This window comes from Acinetobacter sp. WU_MDCI_Abxb74, assembly GCF_025513915.1.
GTDB lineage: Bacteria > Pseudomonadota > Gammaproteobacteria > Pseudomonadales > Moraxellaceae > Acinetobacter > Acinetobacter calcoaceticus_C.
In genome coordinates, this window is the sequence record NZ_JAHPRP010000008.1 from 154594 (window position 1) to 177787 (window position 23194).

Consider the following 23194-nt stretch of genomic DNA (forward strand, 5'->3'; position numbering starts at 1 on the left):
TTAAATTGATGGTCTGTCATGTTCCGTTTTTTTGTTTTCAGTATGTTCTCTCTTTTGAGTACGTTAGGGTGGAGTCAGGGGTTGGTGGTTTCTACACACCCGATTTATCTGATTGCAAAAGAAGTCACTCAGGGTGTTGAAGAACCTCAGCTTTTACTTAAAGGTCAGACAGGTCATGACGTACAGTTAACTCCAGCTCACCGTAAAGCAATTAATGATGCATCTTTAGTGATCTGGTTGGGTAAGGCTCATGAAGCACCTCTAAATAAATTGTTAGGTAATAATAAGAAAGCGATTGCCTTATTAGATAGTGGCATAGTTTCAATTTTACCCCTGCGTAGTACACGCGGTGTGGCTTTACCTAATACAGTAGACACTCATGTGTGGTTAGAACCAAACAACGCAGTTCGAATCGGTTTCTTTATTGCAGCTTTACGTTCTCAGCAGCATCCTGAAAATAAAGCCAAATATTGGAATAATGCCAATATCTTTGCCCGTAAAATGTTTCAGGCTGCGCAAGTTTATGACAGTACAAGTAATGGTAAGCCATATTGGTCATATCATGATGCCTATCAATATTTAGAACGCTCTTTAAATTTAAAGTTTGCAGGCGCTTTGACAGATGATCCTCATGTTGCACCCACAGCGGCTCAAATTAAGTATCTTAATGATAATCGACCAAAAAAACAGATGTGTTTATTGGCGGAAAGTTTTACCACTAAAAGTCAGTATCAAAAATTAGGTAACATTACTTTTCAAGCAGTAGACGAGAGCATGAATAATGACGATGATTTCGTCACTGCATGGAAGAAACTGGCTATAAAAACAGATAAATGTGTATTAAATACGCAAAAGTAAGATAAAAATTAAACAAAGGCTGACTGTAGCGTCAGCACCACCTGTCATGAAAAACCCCGACTAAAGTCGGGAAAAGATTGCATGTTCAGGGGTGTAACTCTATAATGCCTGCGATTAAAAGCGATCATCAGCTAAACTTGTCAAGCATCTATGCTGTGAGTGGATAAATAATGAGCCGAACTAGTCGCTTGATTGACCGACGATTAGCAAAAGCTTTGGTCTTCTTACAAGCATGTATGATCCCTGTTTCCGCCCTCGTGGCGTGGAGCATAAAAGACATGACAGCAGCATTAAGTGCGGCACTTGGTGCACTGGTTTGTTGGCTTGCTATGAGTTATTTCTCGTGGCAATCCTTCAGAGCAGCAGGTGCGAGAGCATCAAAACAAGTGCTGTCTAACATGTATAGGGGCATGTTAGGCAAATTTGCAATCATGATCGTTGGATTTATTTTGATTTTGAGCAATGTTAAACCTTTATCACCGTTAGCATTGTTGTTTGGTTTTATTCTCGTTCAGGCAATGTCGTGGGTCGCTCCGTTTTGGGTGTCACGTCAACAAAAACGGGTGTAAAAACAAGAAGAATTGAAGATTTTTTGGAGGGTGGCGAGATATCGACAGTACGCCGATGTTCGTAACCCTTCTTTTTAGTAATTGACATTGACCAGGTGTGATTTATGGCTGCTGAAGAACATGCCCTCACTTCGACAGAGTATATCAAGCATCACTTGACCAATATGACCTATGGCAAAATGCCAGACGGTACATGGAAATTGGCTGAGACTGCTGAAGAAGCTCATTCGATGGGGTTCACTGCAATTCACTTGGATTCAATGGGTTGGTCAATTGGCCTTGGTGTTATTTTCTGTTTGTTATTCTGGATTGTTGCGAAAACTGCAAATGCAGGTGTTCCAACTAAATTCCAGTCAGCAATCGAAATGATCATTGAGTTTGTTGACTCAAGTGTCCGTGACACCTTTCATGGCAAATCACGTTTAATTGCTCCACTTGCTCTCACTATTTTCGTGTGGATTTTCCTCATGAACTTAATGGACTTGATTCCAGTTGACTGGATTCCTCAAGTTGCAGCATTTGTAGGTGCAAACGTATTTGGTATGAATCCTCACCACGTTTACTTCAAGATTGTTCCATCTACAGATCCAAACATTACCTTAGGTATGTCTTTATCTGTATTTGTACTTATCTTGTTCTACAGCATCCGCGAAAAGGGTGTTAGTGGTTTCGTTGGCGAGTTGGCACTTAACCCATTTAACCCAAGTAATCCAGTTGCAAAAGCGTTGCTTATTCCAGTGAACTTGATTTTGGAATTGGTAACATTCCTTGCTCGTCCTATTTCATTAGCTCTCCGACTATTCGGTAATATGTATGCTGGTGAGCTGATCTTTATCCTAATTGCTTTATTGCCGTTCTGGATTCAATGGGCGTTATCTGTGCCTTGGGCGATCTTCCACATTCTTGTAATCACGTTGCAGGCATTCATCTTTATGATGCTTACCATCGTTTACTTGAGCATGGCAAGCGAAAAACATTAATGGTATTGCCTAACTATCAAACGATGGTTGGGCTGAATTTTTTTAATTTAATTTGGTAATAACCTAACCTCTGAGGAATTTTTCATGGAACTCACTTTAGGTCTAGTTGCAATTGCATCTGCTATCTTGATCGCTTTCGGTGCTTTAGGTACTGCGATTGGTTTTGGTCTTTTGGGTGGTCGCTTTCTAGAAGCTGTAGCTCGTCAACCAGAATTGGCTCCACAACTTCAAACTCGTATGTTCTTAATCGCGGGTCTTCTTGATGCTGTGCCTATGATCGGTGTTGGTATTGGCTTGTTCTTCATCTTCGCTAATCCATTTGTAGGTTAATCATCTTAATTCCTAAATCCACTATTTGAGGAATTGCAATGAATATCAACCTCACATTGATTGGTCAAGCGATTGCGTTTGCATGTTTTGTTGCATTCTGCATGAAGTTTGTTTGGCCACCACTAATCAATGCGATTAGTGAGCGTCAGCGTAAAATTGCTGATGGCTTAAATGCAGCAGAAAAAGCGAAAGCTGACCTTGCCGATGCACAATCGCAAGTAAAGCAAGAGCTTGATGCAGCTAAAGCACAAGCAGCTCAATTGATCGAACAAGCGAACCGTCGTGCAGCACAATTGATCGAAGAAGCGCGTACTCAAGCTGCGGCTGAAGGTGAGCGTATTCGTCAACAGGCTAAAGAAGCTGTTGACCAAGAAATCAATTCTGCTCGCGAAGAATTACGTCAACAAGTAGCTGCTTTGGCAGTAACTGGCGCAGAAAAAATCCTGAACCAGCAAGTTGACGCAGAAGCTCATAATGCCATGCTGTCTCAGCTGGCTGCTAAACTTTAAGAGAGGCGAATCATGGCTGAACTCTTGACGTTGGCACGTCCGTATGCCAAAGCAGCATTTGCTTATGCTTCTGAGCAAGGTGCAACAGACAATTGGTCGAATGCGTTACAAGTGCTCAGTGCTGCGGTGCAAGACGAAGCATTTTCCGCTTATTTAAATCGCCCTGAACTTACTCCTGTGGAGCAAGTGAAGCTTTTCGCTAAAGTTTTAGGTGAAGATCAGTCTCAAGCAGTGTCTAACTTTTTGACACTTCTTGCAGATAACGATCGTTTAATGTTGTTACCTGAAATTGAAGCAGAATATGAACAGCTTAAATCACAGAATAACAACAATGTGGATGTCGTGATTGAATCGGCTTTCCCATTAACTGCTGACCAAGAACAGTTGTTAAAATCTGCTTTAGAAAAGCGTTTTAACAGTACTGTAACTGTTTCAGTTGAAGTTAAACCTGAGCTTATTGCAGGTGTTGTAATTCGTGCAGGCGATCAAGTGATAGATGATTCTGCGCTTAACAAGCTTGAAAAAATGCGTACTCGTCTTCTTGCATAATGCAAATGATGAAGACTGAACTAATAAAAGATTGAGGAATAGCGCAATGCAACAACTGAATCCATCCGAGATCAGTGCGCTCATTAAACAGCGTATCAGCGATCTGGACACCAGCGCGACCGCTAAAAACGAAGGTACCATTGTTATGGTATCCGACGGTATTGTGCGCATTCACGGTCTTGCTGATGCAATGTACGGTGAAATGATCGAATTTGACGGCGGCTTATTTGGTATGGCACTGAACCTAGAACAGGATTCAGTGGGTGCCGTTGTTTTAGGTAATTACTTAAGCCTTCAAGAAGGTCAAAAAGCTCGTTGTACAGGTCGTGTACTTGAAGTTCCAGTTGGTCCGGAACTTCTTGGCCGTGTTGTCGATGCTTTGGGTAACCCAATTGATGGTAAAGGCCCAATTGATGCAAAATTAACTGATGCTGTTGAAAAAGTAGCACCAGGCGTAATTTGGCGTCAATCTGTAGACGAACCTGTTCAAACTGGTTATAAATCAGTTGATACCATGATCCCTGTAGGTCGTGGTCAGCGTGAGTTGATTATTGGTGACCGTCAAACTGGTAAAACAGCGATGGCGATCGATGCGATTATCGCTCAGAAAAATTCTGGCATTAAGTGCGTATACGTTGCGATTGGTCAAAAACAATCAACAATTGCAAACGTTGTACGTAAGCTAGAAGAAACTGGCGCTATGGCGTATACAACTGTTGTCGCTGCTGCGGCTGCTGATCCTGCTGCAATGCAGTACTTAGCTCCGTACTCTGGCTGTACAATGGGTGAATACTTCCGTGACCGCGGTGAAGACGCTCTTATTATTTATGATGATTTGTCTAAGCAAGCAGTTGCTTACCGTCAAATTTCATTACTTTTACGTCGTCCACCAGGTCGTGAAGCGTATCCAGGTGACGTATTCTATCTTCACTCACGTCTTCTTGAACGTGCTTCTCGTGTATCTGCTGACTACGTTGAGAAATTCACTAATGGCGCAGTAACTGGTAAAACTGGTTCTTTAACTGCATTGCCAATTATTGAAACTCAAGCAGGTGACGTATCTGCATTCGTACCAACGAACGTAATTTCGATTACTGATGGTCAGATCTTCTTAGAAACATCATTATTCAACGCAGGTATTCGTCCTGCTGTGAACGCGGGTATCTCTGTATCTCGTGTTGGTGGTTCTGCTCAAACTAAGATCATCAAAAAATTGTCTGGTGGTATCCGTACTGCTTTAGCACAATACCGTGAATTGGCTGCGTTTGCTCAGTTCGCTTCTGACCTTGATGAAGCAACTCGTAAACAACTTGAACATGGTCAACGTGTAACTGAGTTAATGAAGCAAAAGCAATATGCTCCTTACTCAATTGCTGACCAGGCTGTTTCTGTTTATGCATCTAACGAAGGCTATATGTCTGACGTAGAAGTTAAGAAAATCGTAGACTTTGATGCTGCGTTAATCTCTTACTTCCGCTCAGAATATGCTCCGTTGATGAAACAAATCGATGAAACTGGTGATTACAACAAAGACATCGAAGCAGCAATCAAAGCAGGTATTGAAAGCTTTAAAGCGACTCAAACTTACTAAGTTTAGTTTTAGTTAAGTTTGGTTCACGGATCAACCTTCGGAAGCTCGAAAGAGCTTTCGAATACTAGGTTAAGCGTATGGCAAATTTAAAAGAAATTCGCGCCAAAGTAGCTAGTATCAAGAGCACGCAAAAGATTACTCGCGCGATGCAAATGGTAGCTGCTTCTAAAATGCGTCGTGCGCAAGAGCGCATGGCTCAGGGCCGTCCGTATGCCGATAATATGCGCCGTGTAATTGCTCACTTAGTCCAAGCAAACCCTGAATATAAACACCGTTATATGGTTGATCGCCCAGTTAAGCGTGTTGGCTATATCGTAGTGTCTTCAGATCGTGGTTTGGCAGGTGGCTTGAACATTAACTTGTTCAAGAAAGTTGTGCAGCATGTCAAAGCACAACAACAGCAGTCAATTGAAGTTGAATTTGCTTTAATTGGTCAAAAAGCGGTTTCGTTTTTTAAGAATTACGGCGGTAAAGTGCTTGGTGCAACTACCCAGCTTGGCGATGCGCCAAGTTTGGAACAGTTAACTGGCTCAGTACAAGTTATGCTTGATGCATTTGATAAGGGCGAATTAGATCGTATCTACCTCGTATCAAATGGCTTCATCAATGCAATGACTCAACAGCCTAAAGTAGAACAACTTGTTCCTTTAGCACCGGCAGAAGAAGGCGATGATCTCAACCGTACTTATGGTTGGGACTATATCTACGAACCAGAAGCAGAAGAATTGTTAAATGGTTTGTTGGTTCGCTATATCGAGTCTATGGTTTATCAAGGTGTGATTGAAAACGTTGCATGTGAGCAGTCAGCTCGTATGGTCGCAATGAAAGCAGCGACAGACAACGCAGGACAATTGATTAAAGACCTACAGCTCATTTACAACAAGTTGCGTCAAGCCGCGATTACTCAGGAAATTTCTGAGATCGTTGGCGGTGCCGCTGCCGTTTAACATTATTAAGTTTGAATTGAGGAGACAGCAATGAGTAGCGGTCGTATCATTCAGATCATCGGCGCGGTTATCGACGTCGAGTTTGAGCGCAATAGCGTTCCTAAGATCTATGACGCTCTCCAAGTTGACGGTACTGAAACTACATTAGAAGTTCAGCAACAGCTTGGCGATGGTGTTGTTCGTACCATCGCAATGGGTTCTACAGAAGGTCTTAAACGTGGCCTTAATGTAACTAGTACAAATGCACCGATTTCTGTTCCAGTAGGTCCAGCTACGCTTGGTCGTATCATGGACGTTTTGGGTCGCCCAATTGATGAAGCAGGTCCTGTTGCAACTGAAGAACGTTTGCCAATTCACCGTCAAGCGCCTTCTTATGCTGAACAAGCGGCTTCTACTGACCTTTTAGAAACTGGTATTAAAGTAATTGACTTACTTTGCCCGTTTGCAAAAGGTGGTAAAGTTGGTTTATTCGGTGGTGCTGGTGTTGGTAAAACCGTTAACATGATGGAGTTGATCAACAACATCGCGAAAGCTCACTCAGGTTTATCTGTGTTTGCTGGTGTTGGTGAGCGTACTCGTGAAGGTAACGACTTTTATCACGAGATGAAAGATTCTAACGTTCTTGACAAAGTAGCAATGGTCTACGGTCAGATGAACGAGCCACCAGGTAACCGTTTACGCGTAGCGTTAACTGGTTTGACTATGGCTGAATACTTCCGTGATCAAAAAGACGAAAATGGTAAAGGTCGTGACGTATTATTATTCGTCGACAACATCTACCGTTATACACTTGCAGGTACTGAAGTATCAGCATTGTTAGGTCGTATGCCATCTGCGGTAGGTTACCAGCCTACACTTGCAGAAGAAATGGGTGTTCTTCAAGAGCGTATTACGTCTACTAAATCTGGTTCGATCACATCGATCCAAGCAGTATACGTACCTGCCGATGACTTAACAGATCCATCACCTGCAACTACATTTGCTCACTTAGATGCAACAGTAGTATTGAGCCGTGACATCGCATCTTCTGGTATCTATCCAGCGATCGATCCACTTGACTCAACTTCACGTCAGTTAGACCCATTAGTTGTTGGTCAAGAGCATTATGAAATTGCACGTTCTGTACAGAACATTTTGCAACGTTATAAAGAGCTTAAAGACATCATCGCAATCTTGGGTATGGATGAGTTAGCTGAAGAAGATAAATTGGTTGTTTACCGTGCGCGTAAAATCCAACGTTTCTTCTCTCAACCATTCCACGTAGCTGAAGTGTTTACTGGCGCTCCTGGTAAATTAGTATCGCTTAAAGAAACGATTCGTGGCTTTAAAGGTCTATTAGCTGGTGAATACGATCACATCCCAGAACAAGCGTTCTATATGGTTGGTGGTATTGACGAAGTGATTGCTAAAGCTGAGAAACTCTAATTTAAGGAGATCATCTCATGGCGACTATGCAATGTGATGTCGTAAGTGTTAAAGAGTCTATTTACTCTGGCGCAGTAACGATGTTAATCGCGAAAGGTGCTGGTGGTGAGCTTGGTATTTTGCCAGGACATGCGCCACTCGTAACTTTGCTTCAACCGGGCCCGATTCGTGTTCAGTTGGAAAATGGTACAGAAGAAATCGTCTATGTATCTGGCGGTGTTTTAGAGGTTCAACCACATGTTGTAACGGTTCTTGCAGATACTGCAATCCGTGCTGACAATTTGGATGAAGCTGCAATTTTAGAAGCACGTAAAAATGCTGAACAATTGCTTGCAAACCAAAAGAGTGATTTGGACTCAGCTGCTGCTTTGGCTGCCTTGGCAGAAACAGCTGCACAGCTTGAAACTATTCGTAAAATCAAAAACCGCGCACTCTAAAGTGTCGGTTTGAGATTAAAAAAAGCCACCGTAAGGTGGCTTTTTTATTATAAATTTCAGACATAAAATAATTTAACATTTGTGTTTAAAATAATATATTTTTAATGTAAATTTGCGTCTCAAAATTTAAATCATCATAAATAAGAGATACTTAAAATGAACATCAAATATTGGTTACCTATTCTTGTTTCTACCGCTTTTGTTGGTTGTGCATCAGTTCCACAGGCCAATCCACAATTAGCTCAGCAAGCAAAACAATTAACAGCGCCAACTAATGGAAATGCGGTAATTTATGTATACCGCTCTAATAATGTAGTCGGAAGTGCTTTGAAAAAAGATGTCTGGGTTGATGGGGAGTGTTTAGGAGAAACAGCACGAGGTATATTCTTTTATAAAGAAGTTTCTGGTAATCAGGAGCATACCATTTCAACTGAATCAGAATTTTCTCCAAATCATTTGAAGTTTAAAACTGAGGCAGGAAAAAATTATTTTGTACAACAATACATTAAACCCGGCGTTTTTGTCGGTGGTGCTAATTTAAAATTAGTAGATGATACACAAGGTCAAAAAGCAATTAGTGAATACCATTTAGCTGAAACAGGTAAATGTAGCAAAACTACTATAGTGCTTGCTAAATAAAAGCTAAAAAGCCACCGTAAGGTGGCTTTTTTATTATTTAGATATAAGTTAAGAATCAGTTTTTGAATCTGGTTTCTCATCTCCAGCCATAATCATAGCTGCGAGTTTAACCATATCCATTTGAATGGTATTCAGCTGTTTTTCAATTTGGTCAAAATTGATTTGATCTAATTTTCCATTTAGTAACGGCATGCTAAGAGCTTGTTGATTGGCATGTAATAAACTTTGGCGAATATTCTCAATTTCCTGACTTTTGATATCCAAGGTAAGAAGAGCTTGATTTAAACCTTGTAACTGCTGTTTTAACGTTGAAACAGTTGTTTTTAATTCATTTTGATTTTTATCTTGAATCGCTTGTTCAACGTCAAGTTGAGTGTCTTTCAGTTGCTCGACATAATCTCCAGCTTTAAGCTGTAAATTAGCAGCATCTCGAACCATATAAAAAATATTACCGCTTTTAAGTTCGGTTTTGCTCGGAGCAATATCTGGTTCTTGTCGTTCAATAGCTTGATCAGAGGTCTGTTCGGTTATTTCAGTATTTTCTTGTTCAGTAGCATGGTCTTGTGCCTGATCGCATCCGAGTAAAAGCATGCCTGAGGCAAAAATTACAAAAGGAAGAAATGCACCCTGTAAAACTTTTTTCATAACTACAAACAACATCAAATAAAGCAAAAAGGTACTATAGGCATAAAATATGGAGAAAGATTGTATTTTTGCAAACAAACAACACTTTGACGAGATAATAAAAAAGAGCGTAGAAAACGCTCTTTTTCACATTTTTTTAAACTTTATTTTGCTAATTCTGCTTCAACTGCTTTAACGATTTGTTCATCATCTGCAGTTAGGTTTGGAGCAAAACGAGCAACTACTTCACCATTTTTATTAATTAAGAATTTTTCGAAGTTCCATAAAACTTCTGGCGCTGGGTTAGTTGGAATACCTAAACCTTCTAGACGTTCACGGAAAGGACCTTCACCAATGCGTTCCGGTTGAGCTGCTGTTAGAGTCTCATAAAGTGGATGTTTATCTTCACCTGCAACAGATACTTTAGAAAATAAAGGGAAATGAACATCATAATTTAACGAACAGAATTGCTGAATTTCTTCGTCTGAACCTGGTTCTTGTTCTTTAAAGTTATTTGCAGGAAAGCCTAAAATTTCAAGACCTTGATCTTTTTTAGCTTGATAAAGCTTTTCTAAACCTTCGTATTGTGGAGTCAAACCACATTTAGAAGCTGTGTTTACGATAAGTACAACTTTACCTTTGTATTGTTCTAGGTCAACCGTTTCGCCTGAAATGGCTTTTACTGGAATGTGGTATACAGATTGTGTCATGAGTCTTTCCTAAAGTTTGTAGTTGATATCAAGTAACGCATTTGTTTTAACTGCTATTGAGGGGTAGTGCAATAATATTCGTGTTCAAAAAAGAAAAAGATTTTAAAAATAGAATGAAGTTTAGTTATTCCTGATTTGGATTGGAGTTTGACCTGTATAGCGTTTAAAAAATTCAATAAAACTTGAACTGTGTTGATAACCTAAATCATAAGAGAGGCGTTTAATGGATGTCCCTTGCCGAATTTGATGAAGCGCATAAATAATTTTGGCTCGATTTCTCCATTCAGATAAAGAAAGCTGGAGCTCTTGTTGGCTCAGGCGTAATAGATGGCGGTCGCTGACTGAGAAATTTTGAAGTAATTGCTGTAAAGAGTGATCAAAAAGTGATGAATCTGAAAGCTTTTCTAAAATAGGTAATAAAACTGGATGACGTGTTTGAGGTAAATAGTGCGAATAAGCGGGAGCTTGTTGTAATTGGTCAAATAAGACCTGTAAAAGATGTTCTAAATATTCAGGTTTTTTCGACTGCTTTTGTTGTTCCAAGATTTGTAGTACTAAGGTGCGAAAAAAGGGCTGAATACTAAAGCATTGGCACTTATCTCCTAAAATAGAGCAAAGGTGGGGATGCAAACGAATACAAATATAGTGAATTTCATGGTCGATATCAGTTGATTGGTGAACGGTCTGTGGAGGAATCCAAAGGCCATAGCTAGGAGGGGATAAATATAATTGCTCCTCCACCTGCATTTCTAAAATACCATTTAGACTGAAATTAAAATCTCCCCAAAGAGAGGCATGAGGACGAACAATATCTTCTTTTTGATATAGAAATTCATGAACTTCAATACTGTTCAATAAAGAAAATTGCTGGTCCTCATTATTCATCTATATGCTCTGGCTCATATTTTAATTTTCACAAGTAGCTTTAGGATTATTTAAACCTTTTGCTAAAGTAAATGTACTAAGTAATGCTAAGGTAACAAAGCTTAATACACCATAAATTAAAGTATTTTCATTGAAATGGTCAACCACATATCCACCTAATAATGAACCTGTCGCAATCATGACCTGAAACATACCTACAAACAGTGGCATACCTTTTTCAACTGCATTGGGCGCATGTACAAACATCCAGATATTTGCTGAGGTAGGGAAGGCACCAAATGCGAACCCCCATAAAGCCGTTAAGACAATAGCACCAAATTCATGAATGGCAAAAAGTGGGAATCCAAAAAATACAATTGCAAAGCAAGCACTAACAAAAGCAAGTGTATATCGGACATTTAAATTACCGCTATAGCCAGCAAATGCATTTCCGAAAATACCTGCAATTCCATAGAGCAATAATAGTGAACTAATGGTTGTACCATTAAAGCCTGCAATATTTTTGAAGAAAGGGGCTAAATAGCTATATGCACAAAAATGAGCGAGACCGATAAGTAGAACAATAAGCATACCGCTACGTGCTTTAGGCGTGCGTAATAATGCTGGTAAGTCCCTCATATGGATTGGCGAGTCTGGAACCAGTTTAGGTAAAAAGATTAATTGTAAGATTAAAACAATTAAGCCAATTCCTGCCGTAATTCCAAAAGCGCTGCGCCAGCCATAAAATTCACTTAACCATGTTCCAATGGGAACACCCAAAACTGTCGCAAAAGTTACACCTGCCATTACAACAGCAGTTGCTTTGGCAATAGGGAGATGAGGGGGAGCTAATTTTCCACTTAAAGCGATTGCCGTGGCCCAGAACCCACCAATTGAGATTCCTAAAATTAAGCGACTGAGTAATAGAATATGAAAGTTTTCAGCAAAAGCAGTAATGGTATTGGCAATTACCATAATTGCCGTCAGTAAAATGAGAACATAGCGTCGATCAATTTGTTTCACAGAAACAGGCAATAGAGGAGCAGCAATTGCTGCCATAATGCCGGGTACAGTAATAATAAGACCTGCTGTACCTACAGAAATATTTAAATCTGTTGCAACACTATTTAAAACACCAACAGGTAAAAATTCACTTGTTACTAATGCAAATGCTGTAATAGCAACGGCCAAAATGGCAAACCAACTTCCTTGAGGGGAGGTCGTGGGTCGCGCTTTAGAGACACTGGGTTGGTCCATAGGAAATCCTTACTTGGCTAAATTTGGAGTGAAGAAAGGCAATTTATTAATTAACTAACGATCATTATGAAAATAAAATAGTTGATAAAAAATCGAACGTCAATTAATTTAATAACGATTGTTATAAAAATAGATGTGATCTTTATGACAAATAAGCATGAAACGAATTTGGTTGCTACTGAGGACACGCTGAAAAAAAAGCGTGGACGTCCTAAATGCTTTGATGAGCAACAGGTTTTGCAAAAAGCAATGTTGCTCTTTTGGGAGCATGGCTATGAAGCAACATCGATCAGTGATTTAACACAGGCTTTGGAAATTACAGCACCAAGCTTATACAGTGCGTTTGGAGATAAAGCGGGGCTGTTCTATCAAAGTATTGATTACTATTTAGCTCATGAAGCATGCCCTATTGAAACCATCTTTTTAGAAGCAAAAACAGCAAAAATCGCTTTTGAACTTTATCTATACGATAACGTCAAACGACTTGTTCAGCCAAATAAGCCTGCTGGTTGTATGCTCGTTGTTGCTGCTATGAATTGTTCTGATGCTACTCAGGATGTGCAACAGAACCTTCTCGATAAACGAATAAAGACCAAAGACAAATTATTCAAACGCCTTCAACAAGGCGTAGAGCAGGGTGATTTGTCTCCAAATGCGCCGTTACAGGAAATGACAGACTTTTATGCAACAGTCATCCAAGGGTTAACGATTCAGGCAAGAGATGGGGCGAGTAATGAGCAATTACACAAAGTTGTGGAACATGCCATGAAAACTTGGACATTATTTTAGATTCTAGAAAAGGATGATGTCCTAACTTCAATATCAATGTCGGAAATACGATATTTCAATTTATTAAGACATTCTTCAAAATAAAATCTCTTTTGTAGATGGTGTATTACTATGAGTCAGGTCATGAAATATCACAAATGGGCATTTATATTTCCCATTTTGGCAGTACTGATTTGGTCTTTAAATATTGTAGTCACCCGCTATGTCTCAGATTATATCTCTCCGGTAAGTATCAGTTTTTACCGATGGTTAATCGCATTTATTATTTTAACCCCATTTATGTTGTTACCCGTTTGGAAACAGCGACATCTAATAAAACCATATCTGCCTAAGCTTGCAATTTTGAGTGCATTTGGAATGGTGCTTTATCAAGGACTTGCTTATACGGCTGCCCATTATACGAGCGCCACAAATATGGGAATTGTAAATGCATTTATCCCGATCTTTACGATCTTTGTCTCTCTTGGCATTTTGAAAGATGTGCCTAATCGCTTTGCAGTTTTTGGCAGTATTTTGTCTTTTGCAGGTTTGCTCTATGTCATGTCCCAAGGAGATATTGGCCACTTATTAAGTTCTGGTGGACATCTTGGTGATGCATTAATGATTATTGCTGTGTTCTTTTATGCATTTTATGGGGTTTTTCTTAAAAAATGGCAGTTGCCACTTCCAATCATGACGAGCTTATATGTTCAGATTGGTTTTTCTGTAATATTTCACCTTCCTTTGATTTTCTGGTTCGGACTGGATGCTTTAAATGCACAAAATGCTCCGAGTGCTATTTATGCAGGAGTATTTGCTTCACTCATTGCGCCTTTAGTTTGGATGTTGGCTGTTCAGCAATTAGGCCCGAATAGGACCAGTATTTTTATGAATTTAGTTCCCGTGTTTACAGCAATTATTGCAAGTGTTTGGTTGTCTGAGCAGTGGACCATTTATCACACACTAGGTGGTGTAATAATTTTAATAGGTATTGTTATGGCTCAAAAGAAGGCCAGTGCTAAAAAGAGTGAACTCATACAAGAGCAAAACTAAAGTCAGTGAAAAAACTATGGCATATTTTGAAAAAAATTGATCAAAATATGCCATTTTTCTATCAGTTAAAGCTTTTCTATATGATTTATAAATAGTTTATAAAAACAGATTGAAATATAAATATTAAAAAATTCGAGTAAAAATATTAATATAATTTTAATTTATAAACGAAAAGCCGTAAATTCCCTACACTTTTCATGCTTTTTTTAGAGAAATTATATATTTCTCTCATTTGATGGCTTACCCCATAATAGCGACCACTACGAAAGATGCTCTTTTTAGCAGATTATCTTTCGTTGCAGAGATATCCAAACCCTCTGGATGCGGTATATACCCATCCTTTTTTATGCTCAGTTATCCCTATATAACTGAGCTTTTTTTTGTCTGAAATTAGGCGCGGATAATCTCTCCAGTAAGCGCATTAATAATTCTACTTGGCTGCTGACTTTGGCCTAAGTCACCATTGAGATAGTTTAATTGTGAACCAAAGTATTGGCAGGCATCTTGTAGTGAATGAGCAGGTTCTTGCCCACTTGGGTTGGCACTAGTCGAGACAATAAAACCATGAAAAGCATTGCATAACGCCACACACAAAGGATGTGTGGTGACTCGAACAGCCACAAGAGGATGTTCACCTTTAATCCATAAAGGAACATTTTCGCCAGCAGGCAAGAGCCAAGTTGTGGCTCTTTCTGACGGTTGGTGATTCGTCCAACAATCAATAATTTCTTGTTGGGTTGTTTTTGGTAAAGAGGTTAATAGGTGCTCAACTTGGCTAATATGACCTGCTAGCAAAATCACACCTTTTTCAATCGGCCTCTGTTTAAGTTCGAGAATTTTTTGAAAGGCTTGTTCATTAAAAGGGTCGCAACCTAGCCCCCAAACGGCCTCAGTTGGATACGCTAGGACTTCACCTTGACGTAAACTTTCGGCTGCTTCGGTAACTGAGGTGGTAATCATGGTAATACTCTTCCTTTCAATCAGACAGAATTGCTATTGTGCGCTCCACTATTAAGAACGACAACGTAAATACAGTCCAGATTGTTGCATACATAAACCCAGTAGTTCTAGTTCCATGAGTGAAGAGGTGAGTTCTGCAACAGGCTGTGAATGGTGCAAAACAAGCTGGTCAATATTTTGGCCGACCCAGTCTAAAGATTGATAAAGATTAATTAAATGTTTCGGAATTTCTGGTGCAGAAGAAACAACTAGCTCACTTTGGTTTTGCTGTTGGCTTTGCCATTGGGTAGGAAGGGCTAAATCTTCAATAATCTGTTCAGGATGATCGACTAAAATAGCCCCCTCACGAATGAGCTGATGGCACCCTTGATGAAACTCACTATAAATATGACCGGGAATAGCAAATACCGTTTTACCTTGCTCGGCAGCTTTGTTGGCAGTAATCAGTGAGCCACTTTTTAAAGTCGCTTCTACCACTAACACGCCTAAACTTAGACCACTGACAATTCGGTTTCTACGAGGGAAATGCTGTTGTAAAGGCGGCGTACCGGGCAAAAACTCAGTAATGATGGCGCCGTTTTGATCCAAGATCTGCTCTGCAAGTTTTTTATTTTGAGCAGGGTAGGTACTATCTAAACCTGTTCCTGTTATAGCAATAGTCCTTTGATGAGCTGAGGCTCCTTGATGGGCAGCCTCATCAATGCCATATGCCAAGCCACTACTTACATAAAATCCTTTTTCACTTAAGTAATACGCAAAATCATAAGCAACTTGACGGCCATGAGGACTTGGTTTTCGACTACCCACAATAGCAATTTGTGGTTGCAACAAAGCTTGAGCTTGGCCTTTCCCAAAAATGATGGGCGGATGGTCTGTGTAAGGTAGCAATTGCGTAGGATAGCCAGAGTCATCTGAGGTTAAGATAAAGTCAGTATATTGATGGATCTGCTGAACCAGTTTTTCAAACTGAGCTTGACCCTGAGCAGTTTGAAATTCGTCTACACGTTTTAAATGGTTGGCATGTAACCCGAGATTGCGCCATTGGGCGAGTCCGGTAGGTTGAGTGGCCTTTTCACAAGTACCAAAATAATCGACAATTTTTTTAAAACTGACCAAAGAGTGCTGCACCAAATACCACACTTTAAGGGTGTGGTAATGGTGTGAAGAAAGTTGAGTAAGCATTGTAAAGTGTATATCCAGCGTTAATCGTTAAGACGAGGTGGCTGAATGCTTGAACCTACTTTAATAGGTAAGTCACTTTCTAAGATATAAGCATAGCTAAGCTGGTCAAATGTTCTAAATACCATAAGGCTACCGATTTGTTGTCCAGGTAACTGTATTGGTTCTTTGGTTTTAGGGTCTCGAATGGTTTCACCTTTTTGGGTAATATCAAAAACTTGTCCCACCTGAACGCCTTGAGCTGTACCTCGGTCTAAAGTCACTACACTATTTTTGGTAGCGGTACCAATTGAGCCCATGACACGAATGATCTTACCGCCCTCTGTAACTTGTTTGGCATCCACTGGATAAAACAGGGTAGGCAATGTTGCATCTTCTTCTGGCATAATCCGATCGCCACGGCGTACTTCAGAATTGTAGCTATCAGTTAACTCAAGCGTTGTTATATCCTTTTCAGAAGAGATAGCAATCCCAGAGGCAACTTGTTGCAGTTCAATACCTAGGCTGTGCTTTTTACCTTTACTGTCTGTGAAATAGTAAGGTTCGCCTTCACGGTAAACTGCATAACGTTGACCATCAATTAAACCTTGTCCTCGCGCATAAATGGTTTGGCCTTTTGCCGCAAGTACGCACTGATCGGCAGTTCCCACTACATAAGGGGTATGTTCAATTGCATCAGTTGGTAAAATTGTGCTGTGTTCTAACCACTGTTTGATATGTTCAAGCGGAATAACAGGCACGTTGTCGTTGAGCGACTCCACACGAACTTGAGGTTGTAAGTTTGTCACTTTACCTGTGTAGCGACGAATAATGCCGACACAACCATCGCCCTCATCTTTTCCTATCAATGGTCGACCAGCTAAACTGCATAACAATAATCGATCACCCGGATAAATCCAGTGTGGATTTTTGACATGCTGGTTACTTGCCCAGATTTCTGGCCAACGCCAAGGTTTACTTAAGAAATGAGCTGAAATATCCCATAAGGTATCTCCTCGTTTTACAACGTAAACATGTGGCGCATTGCTTTTAAGAGAGGGTGGATTATGGTTCGGACTAGCAGCATGAACCTCTGCTACTGTACCTATTGCAACCCCTGTAACAAGTGCGAAAGCAAGTAAATGCTTTTTTATCCCCAAAGCATGAAATTCAACCATGCCGTTAAAAACCTTTTTCATTATGATAATTCCTAAAAATTATGTGTGCAGATGCGTTATAATGAGCGGCTTACACACAATTTTTCGATGAAGTATTTCCTTCATTTGGTTTTTCAATCAATGGCATAAGTGAGGACGTCAGTATGGCCTTATTACCTATTTTAAGTTTTCCTGATCCCCGTCTTCGTACCATTGCTAAGCCTGTTGAAGAAGTTACTGATGAAATTCGTCAACTTGCAGCAGATATGCTTGAAACCATGTATGCCGCACCAGGTATTGGTTTAGCAGCTTCACAGGTAGATCGTCATATTCAGTTAATCGTTATAGATTTATCTGAAGCTAAAGATGAACCTTTGGTTTTTATTAACCCCAAAATTACTCCGCTGACAGAAGATAAGCAGCAGTACGAAGAAGGCTGCCTATCGGTGCCACAAATATACGACAAAGTTGAGCGCCCGTCACGTGTGAAAATTGAGGCAATTAACCTTGAAGGTCAAGCATTTGAGATAGAAGCTGATGGACTTCTCGCTGTTTGTATCCAACATGAAATGGATCACTTAAATGGCAAATTATTTGTGGATTATTTGTCGCCACTTAAACGTCAGCGTGCGCGAGAAAAAGTCGAAAAAGTTGTTCGTCAACGTGAGCGTGAAAAAGTTGCAGTAAAACGTTAAAAATTTCTATTCTTCAAATATTAATATAGTGTGGATGTGATTTTTGGTTTTTCGTAGTGGTTTACTGCTTGCATGTGCAGCGGTATTTTTACAGGTTGCGGTATTTCTACAGCCGCTATTACCGAAGCAATATCAAATTGCTCCGGTCTGTGAAACTATTACCCGTGCTTTGCTGAAACCCAAAGCACAGACGGAAGCCATGTCACATACCATGCATTCGCATCATGAACATCATATCGACCAGTCTCAAGTACCTGAACACCATGACCATCATGATGCAAACCATCAATGTCAATATTGTACCGTCTATGCCAATCTGGTTTTACCGCCTGAATTCGGCGTAAAAGAAGTTTTAGTTCGCATACAAGTTCGCTTAGTCGCCTATCAACAAGCATTCAAACATGTTTATTTTACGCTACAGCGACTTTTCCTACTCCCGCAAGGGCGTGCACCGCCTCTATTTGCATAAATAAAAGCAATTTTTTGTTGGGGTCTTGATTGACTTCAATATCACTTTATTTATGTTTTAGAGCGTATAAAAAATGTCACAGTCTAAATTCTTATTACAACCTTTATGGGTTGCGATGTTTGCTGTCTCTCATTCGGGTCTAGTTTTTGCTGATTCCCAAAAAAATGATGTCGATACCAAAACACTTCATTCATTAGCGCCTATCGTTGTTACAGCACAGCAAGGTAACGATGCAAACGGTCTAATCGTACATGCAGATCCAAAGCAACCGATTCAGCCAGTACCTGCTACAGATGGCGCAGACTACCTGCAAAGTATTATGGGTTTTAACTCAATACAAAGCGGTGGAACAAATGGCGATGTAACATTCCGAGGTATGTTTGGCTCACGCATCAAAATTCTAACTGACGGGACTGAAAATTTAGGCGCATGCCCAAACCGTATGGATGCCCCAACTTCTTATATCTCACCAGAAAGTTATGACCGTATTTCTGTCATTAAAGGTCCACAAACAGTTCAATATGCCAATACGGGTTCAGCTGCAACAGTCCTTTTTGAACGTCAGCCTGAAAAGCTCACCACAGAGAAACCTTATCGTGGGCAAGCGAGTGTCTTGTTAGGTTCATATGGGCGTATTGACCATAATGTTGAAGCGGCAATTGGTGATGAGAAAAAATATATCCGTTTAAATGCCAATCGTTCTGAGTCCAATAGTTATCAAGATGGTGACGACAATACCGTGCCTTCAGCATGGAAAAAGTGGAATGCTGATGTAGCACTTGGCTTCACTCCAGATGAAAACACATGGGTCGAACTCACTGGTGAAAAATCTGATGGTGAATCGCTTTATGCTGGACGTTCAATGGATGGTTCTCAGTTTGCGCGTGAAAGCTTAGGGCTGCGTTTTGAAAAGAAAAACATTACTGATGTCATTAAGAAAATAGAAGGGCAGGTGAACTATAGCTATAACGACCATATTATGGATAATTTTAGCTTGCGTACGCCGCCACTAGCTGAAATGACACATGATGGTATGACTATGCTAATGCCGAATCCAATGGCAATGCAAGTGACGCGCCGTACACTAAACTCCCGTTTGGCCATGACCTCTGAATGGAATCAATGGAGCCTGATCACAGGTATAGATTCTCAATTTAATAAACATGGCGGTAGTATGTCATCGCCAACGATGCCTTCTATGAATATTCCATATCGTCAAGATATGCGCTTTCAATCTTTTGGTGCTTTTGGTGAACTCGGTTATCAATGGAACGATCTCAATAAACTGGTTACAGGTGTGCGTTTAGATCGAGTAACAGTTGAAGATGAGCGCGCAGATTCTCAAGCAAAAGGCTTTAATACTAAACTTGAAAAGACTTTACCAAGTGCATTTGTCCGCTGGGAAAATCAACATCCTGAGCATGACCTAAAAAGCTATATCGGTTTAGGCTATGTAGAACGTATGCCTGATTATTGGGAACTTTTTTCGCCTAAACATGGTAATGCTGGCTCGACCAATACCTTTAATGGTGTAAATCCTGAGAAAACACTACAGTTGGATTTGGGCTTTCAGCAACAACATGGCGCTTTAAATACATGGGCTTCTGCTTATGCAGGTTTAGTAGATGACTACATTTTAATGAGTTATCACCATCACCCAAGTACTGGAATGGGTGAGCATGATATGAGCCATGATATTACTGCGGGTGCCAAAAATGTCGATGCAACCATTGCAGGTGCAGAAGCAGGTATTGGCTATCAATTTACCGACCATATTCAGGCAGATTTGAGTGCGATGTATGCATGGGGTAAAAACACCACAGATGACAAACCTTTGCCTCAAATTTCACCTTTAGAAGGTCGACTAAATATTCGTTATGTGGCTGATAAATATAATTTAGGTCTCTTGTGGCGAGCTGTTGCTGAGCAAAACCGCGTGAGTCTACATCAAGGTAACATCGTGGGATATGATCTAAAATCAAGCAAAGGTTTTTCAACTCTTTCTTTAAACGGAAGTTACAACCTTCGTAAGGATATTGATGTATCTGTCGGCATCGACAACGTATTAGATAAAACCTATACCGAACACTTAAACAAAGCGGGTAGTGCAGGCTTTGGATTTGCGAGTGAAGAGCAGTTTAACAATATCGGAAGAAACTACTGGGTTCGTATGAGCATGAAGTTTTAATACGTTTTAACTTAATTATATGAATTGAAAATATTAATTGAATGAGAGAAAGGAAATGACAAATAAATTATCGCCTGAACAATCGTGGTGGGGATGGAAGTTACTTATTGTGGCTTCTATCTTGAGTTTATTATTTATGATTATTTTTTACTTGGCGATTAACAATGAGCCTGACTACATGCCAAGTCAAAAAAAGAAGCAGATGGTGGAGTCACACGAGCAAATGAATCACGCTGAAATGCATAGTTCATCGCCTCAATAAGTTCCTAACATTTAAGAATGGAAGTCTGATATCCAGACTTCCATTCTTTATTTTTAGGCTTGGAAAATTATTGATGCATACTCGCCAAGGTTTTTGCTTTACCTTGATTTTGATAAAGACTTAGACCAAGTTTTTGTATATTACGCCCTGATTTGGATAAAAAATTTTCAACTTTTGGTGAAAGCTTTGCACCACTATAAAGTAATGAATTACGCAAAATCAGATAATAAGCAAACCACGAAGCAGATTGTTGAGGTAATCCGAGTAATCTCATTCTTTTCTTACCAATAAAAAATTGAGTAAGTTCTAAATGTTGTCGATAAGCAAGCTTCTGCTGCAAAGAGCGTAAATGCAGATATTTTCTCTCAAAAGGTTCTTTAGATAAACTCGACCCTAATTCAATACTGCTGTGATCGGAGCGAGGGTGAGCAAATTGCATCCAGTAAAGTAATCGCCAGCCTTCAGTTTCAGATTGAATAAGCCATTTTTCATCAATACCCATCAGCCAGCCAACATAACGCCAAAAATGCAAAAAACTCTTAGTTTCCTGTTTTGTCGGCCATATTCCTAAAGCTCGAATACCGAGCAAAACCACACTGCTAAACGCTAAATTGGTCATTGCTAAATCAAACTGATTAAGAGGAATTCCCCAAACTTCACTATCCCACCGTTCAGACTTTTTCAATTGTCGGCGAACGAGTGCATGAATAAAGCGAACATAAATGGTTGAGGTAAAACCTGCGCTTAAATGAGTAAGCCCTTCAGGTTCAGTAATATCAACCCACCATTTTGTAGTTTCTGCTAAACGAGTACCCGCCTGTTTCTTCAATGCACCCGTTAAAATGAGAGGCTGATTAAACCCCGGGTATAAATATCCCGCCATTAATGATAAATCTCTAAGAATAAAACCATTATTAATTCCTAAACGATGCGTAAATTTAACAGCCTCATCAATTTGGTGTTGGTCTAACCATTCAGGCTTTTGTTCAATGTAATTAAAGAAATTTTCTAACTCAGTAGGTATTGGCTCAGATAAGTCATTGCGGCCTTGAAATAATATCTTCTCAAAAATCATGCGGTGATCTTTGGGATTTTGCATAACCCAATCAATCACCTTATCCATTTCAACGTCCCCTTCATAAAGAGCACGTTGTAAAGACACATATTCCGTATAGTTTGGCTGTGCTGGTTTTTCGCAACAGACATTTAAAAACTGAGTAAAGAAATTACTGTCTTGCATTTCATTAAACGTGGCAAGTCGAGTAGGGCTACTTGTTTGCATATTGTCACTTACTTATTGAGCTGAATAATAAATAGGCTAATATGAATAATTATTCGCATTCAATTCGCATTTAAAGAATAAAAAACCGATGAGAAAAGCCCCCCAGCAACAGCGTTCAAAAATTATTGTTGACCATATTTTAGAGGCGACACAACATTGTATTGCCCAGTATGGATTGCTCCATACCACGACTCCTAAAATTGCAGAGAGATCTGGAGTAAGTGTGGGTTCAATTTACCAATACTTTGAGAATAAAGATCAAATCATAGAAGAACTGTTGCGCCGTAAAAGCGAACTATTGGGGCAGCAACTCAAAGAATTAGTTATGCAGCAAGGAAATATTCCTTTGGATATCCTTATCCCCTTAGCAATTGAACTAGGATTTGCTGCATTAAAAGCCGATCATGGTTTTTTTATAGAGGTACTGAAGCATTGGCATGACTATAGTCATTCGCAAGCTGCTCAGATTTTAGAAAAACATTTTTTTGAAGTTGGACTATATACATTTAGTAGAAATCCCCATCAATGGGACTTCGAACAGGTGAAGCATAAATCCTTTGTAATCATCAATAGTACGCTTTTTACAATGATGAGATATGTTAGTCAGAACAATTTTCTTATCTCAGAACAACAACTTAAACAAGAATTATCGAGCATGATACTGGCTTATTTAAGTCAAAAATAAATAATTAAAATAATTATTGATATAAAACAATTGGTTAATATGGTAGTTGTTTTAAAAATGAACGCTCAAGTCATAAGTTTTAAATTTTCGCTTGCCAACGTAATTAGATGGTCTATAATGCACATCCATCGGCGGTGATGCAGATAGAAAATTGTTGAAAAACAGTTACTTGGAATTGAGTAGATTGCTTTAAGTGATAGATTTGATAAGAAGTTGGTTTTGGAAATA

General features: G+C 39.7%; 25 protein-coding genes and 1 pseudogene. 18 read left to right on the top strand and 8 right to left on the bottom strand.

All coding sequences use genetic code 11. The annotated features are described in order from the left end of the window. Positions 1-18: 18 nt before the first annotated feature. The 11 genes from KTH84_RS14195 to KTH84_RS14245 all read left to right on the top strand — a co-directional run bounded on the left by KTH84_RS14195 (position 19) and on the right by KTH84_RS14245 (position 8834). Positions 19-858: a metal ABC transporter solute-binding protein, Zn/Mn family gene (locus KTH84_RS14195; protein ID WP_197730949.1), complete on the top strand. Its 840-nt coding sequence runs from the start codon at positions 19-21 to the stop codon at positions 856-858. Positions 859-1028: 170 nt separating this feature from the next. Continuing rightward, positions 1029-1427: an ATP synthase subunit I gene (locus tag KTH84_RS14200; RefSeq protein ID WP_133975873.1), complete on the top strand. Its 399-nt coding sequence runs from the start codon at positions 1029-1031 to the stop codon at positions 1425-1427. A 104-nt stretch (positions 1428-1531) separates the two neighbouring features. Beyond that, entirely contained in the window at positions 1532-2407 is an 876-nt protein-coding gene (gene atpB / locus KTH84_RS14205) for a F0F1 ATP synthase subunit A (RefSeq protein ID WP_133975871.1), read from the top strand. An 84-nt stretch (positions 2408-2491) separates the two neighbouring features. Continuing rightward, positions 2492-2737: a F0F1 ATP synthase subunit C gene (gene atpE, locus KTH84_RS14210; RefSeq protein WP_000424060.1), complete on the top strand. Its 246-nt coding sequence runs from the start codon at positions 2492-2494 to the stop codon at positions 2735-2737. Positions 2738-2775: 38 nt separating this feature from the next. Further along, complete coding sequence (locus KTH84_RS14215) at positions 2776-3246, top strand: F0F1 ATP synthase subunit B (protein ID WP_042898439.1); 471 nt, start codon at positions 2776-2778, stop codon at positions 3244-3246. Positions 3247-3258: 12 nt separating this feature from the next. Continuing rightward, positions 3259-3795, top strand: coding sequence for a F0F1 ATP synthase subunit delta (locus KTH84_RS14220; protein ID WP_042898440.1), 537 nt, complete (start codon positions 3259-3261; stop codon positions 3793-3795). A gap of 46 nt (positions 3796-3841) precedes the next feature. After that, complete coding sequence (gene atpA / locus KTH84_RS14225; RefSeq protein WP_004640548.1) at positions 3842-5386, top strand: F0F1 ATP synthase subunit alpha; 1545 nt, start codon at positions 3842-3844, stop codon at positions 5384-5386. 77 nt (positions 5387-5463) lie between these two features. Further along, a complete protein-coding gene (gene atpG, locus KTH84_RS14230) occupies positions 5464-6333 on the top strand; it encodes a F0F1 ATP synthase subunit gamma (RefSeq protein ID WP_016139574.1) in 870 nt (289 codons plus the stop codon). Between the two features lie 30 nt (positions 6334-6363). Further along, positions 6364-7758 (top strand): F0F1 ATP synthase subunit beta, encoded by a 1395-nt coding sequence (atpD, locus tag KTH84_RS14235; RefSeq protein ID WP_003655528.1) that lies wholly within the window; start codon positions 6364-6366, stop codon positions 7756-7758. Between the two features lie 17 nt (positions 7759-7775). Beyond that, positions 7776-8195: a F0F1 ATP synthase subunit epsilon gene (locus tag KTH84_RS14240; protein WP_002114076.1), complete on the top strand. Its 420-nt coding sequence runs from the start codon at positions 7776-7778 to the stop codon at positions 8193-8195. 156 nt (positions 8196-8351) lie between these two features. Beyond that, positions 8352-8834 (top strand): DUF2846 domain-containing protein, encoded by a 483-nt coding sequence (locus tag KTH84_RS14245; RefSeq protein WP_017391518.1) that lies wholly within the window; start codon positions 8352-8354, stop codon positions 8832-8834. Positions 8835-8882: 48 nt separating this feature from the next. Here KTH84_RS14245 and KTH84_RS14250 read toward each other — a convergent pair whose 3' ends face one another. The 4 genes from KTH84_RS14250 to KTH84_RS14265 form a co-directional block, all read right to left on the bottom strand. Beyond that, complete coding sequence (locus KTH84_RS14250; protein ID WP_128814551.1) at positions 8883-9479, bottom strand: hypothetical protein; 597 nt, start codon at positions 9477-9479, stop codon at positions 8883-8885. Between the two features lie 143 nt (positions 9480-9622). Then, complete coding sequence (locus KTH84_RS14255) at positions 9623-10168, bottom strand: glutathione peroxidase (protein WP_042898442.1); 546 nt, start codon at positions 10166-10168, stop codon at positions 9623-9625. Positions 10169-10288: 120 nt separating this feature from the next. Then, complete coding sequence (locus KTH84_RS14260; RefSeq protein WP_262473725.1) at positions 10289-11053, bottom strand: AraC family transcriptional regulator; 765 nt, start codon at positions 11051-11053, stop codon at positions 10289-10291. A 21-nt stretch (positions 11054-11074) separates the two neighbouring features. Then, entirely contained in the window at positions 11075-12289 is a 1215-nt protein-coding gene (locus tag KTH84_RS14265) for an MFS transporter (protein WP_262473727.1), read from the bottom strand. A 135-nt stretch (positions 12290-12424) separates the two neighbouring features. Here KTH84_RS14265 and KTH84_RS14270 point away from each other — a divergent pair, with 135 nt between their 5' ends. Together KTH84_RS14270 and KTH84_RS14275 are read left to right on the top strand one after the other, a co-directional pair. Continuing rightward, positions 12425-13078: a TetR/AcrR family transcriptional regulator gene (locus KTH84_RS14270; RefSeq protein ID WP_202743622.1), complete on the top strand. Its 654-nt coding sequence runs from the start codon at positions 12425-12427 to the stop codon at positions 13076-13078. 111 nt (positions 13079-13189) lie between these two features. Further along, positions 13190-14110: a DMT family transporter gene (locus tag KTH84_RS14275; RefSeq protein ID WP_133975855.1), complete on the top strand. Its 921-nt coding sequence runs from the start codon at positions 13190-13192 to the stop codon at positions 14108-14110. Positions 14111-14500: 390 nt separating this feature from the next. On the opposite strand, the gene KTH84_RS14280 is transcribed toward KTH84_RS14275, so the two are convergent. The 3 genes from KTH84_RS14280 to KTH84_RS14290 are packed head-to-tail and all read right to left on the bottom strand — an operon-like array spanning position 14501 to position 17427. Beyond that, positions 14501-15070 carry an L-threonylcarbamoyladenylate synthase gene (locus KTH84_RS14280; protein ID WP_262473729.1) on the bottom strand — a complete coding sequence of 190 codons (570 nt, stop codon included), beginning with the start codon at positions 15068-15070 and terminating at the stop codon, positions 14501-14503. 51 nt (positions 15071-15121) lie between these two features. Beyond that, a complete protein-coding gene (gene dprA, locus KTH84_RS14285; protein ID WP_262473732.1) occupies positions 15122-16252 on the bottom strand; it encodes a DNA-processing protein DprA in 1131 nt (376 codons plus the stop codon). A gap of 20 nt (positions 16253-16272) precedes the next feature. Next, entirely contained in the window at positions 16273-17427 is a 1155-nt protein-coding gene (locus KTH84_RS14290; RefSeq protein ID WP_262473734.1) for a LysM peptidoglycan-binding domain-containing protein, read from the bottom strand. 122 nt (positions 17428-17549) lie between these two features. Here KTH84_RS14290 and def point away from each other — a divergent pair, with 122 nt between their 5' ends. The 4 genes from def (at position 17550) to KTH84_RS14310 (ending at position 20999) form a co-directional block, all read left to right on the top strand. Continuing rightward, the gene (gene def / locus KTH84_RS14295; RefSeq protein WP_004795267.1) at positions 17550-18080 is read left to right on the top strand and encodes a peptide deformylase; all 531 of its coding nucleotides are present in this window, start codon (positions 17550-17552) and stop codon (positions 18078-18080) included. 43 nt (positions 18081-18123) lie between these two features. Then, positions 18124-18549, top strand: coding sequence for a DUF2946 family protein (locus KTH84_RS14300; protein WP_262473736.1), 426 nt, complete (start codon positions 18124-18126; stop codon positions 18547-18549). 73 nt (positions 18550-18622) lie between these two features. Continuing rightward, positions 18623-20737, top strand: a complete 2115-nt coding sequence (locus tag KTH84_RS14305) for a TonB-dependent copper receptor (RefSeq protein WP_262473737.1) — start codon at positions 18623-18625, stop codon at positions 20735-20737. A 55-nt stretch (positions 20738-20792) separates the two neighbouring features. Then, on the top strand, positions 20793-20999 hold the full coding sequence (locus tag KTH84_RS14310; RefSeq protein WP_003655499.1) for a hypothetical protein: 207 nt from the start codon (positions 20793-20795) through the stop codon (positions 20997-20999). 67 nt (positions 21000-21066) lie between these two features. On the opposite strand, the gene KTH84_RS14315 is transcribed toward KTH84_RS14310, so the two are convergent. Then, on the bottom strand, positions 21067-22281 hold the full coding sequence (locus KTH84_RS14315; protein WP_262473740.1) for an oxygenase MpaB family protein: 1215 nt from the start codon (positions 22279-22281) through the stop codon (positions 21067-21069). An 88-nt stretch (positions 22282-22369) separates the two neighbouring features. Here KTH84_RS14315 and KTH84_RS14320 point away from each other — a divergent pair. Beyond that, positions 22370-22940: pseudogene (locus tag KTH84_RS14320) on the top strand (TetR/AcrR family transcriptional regulator). Positions 22941-23194 lie beyond the last annotated feature (254 nt).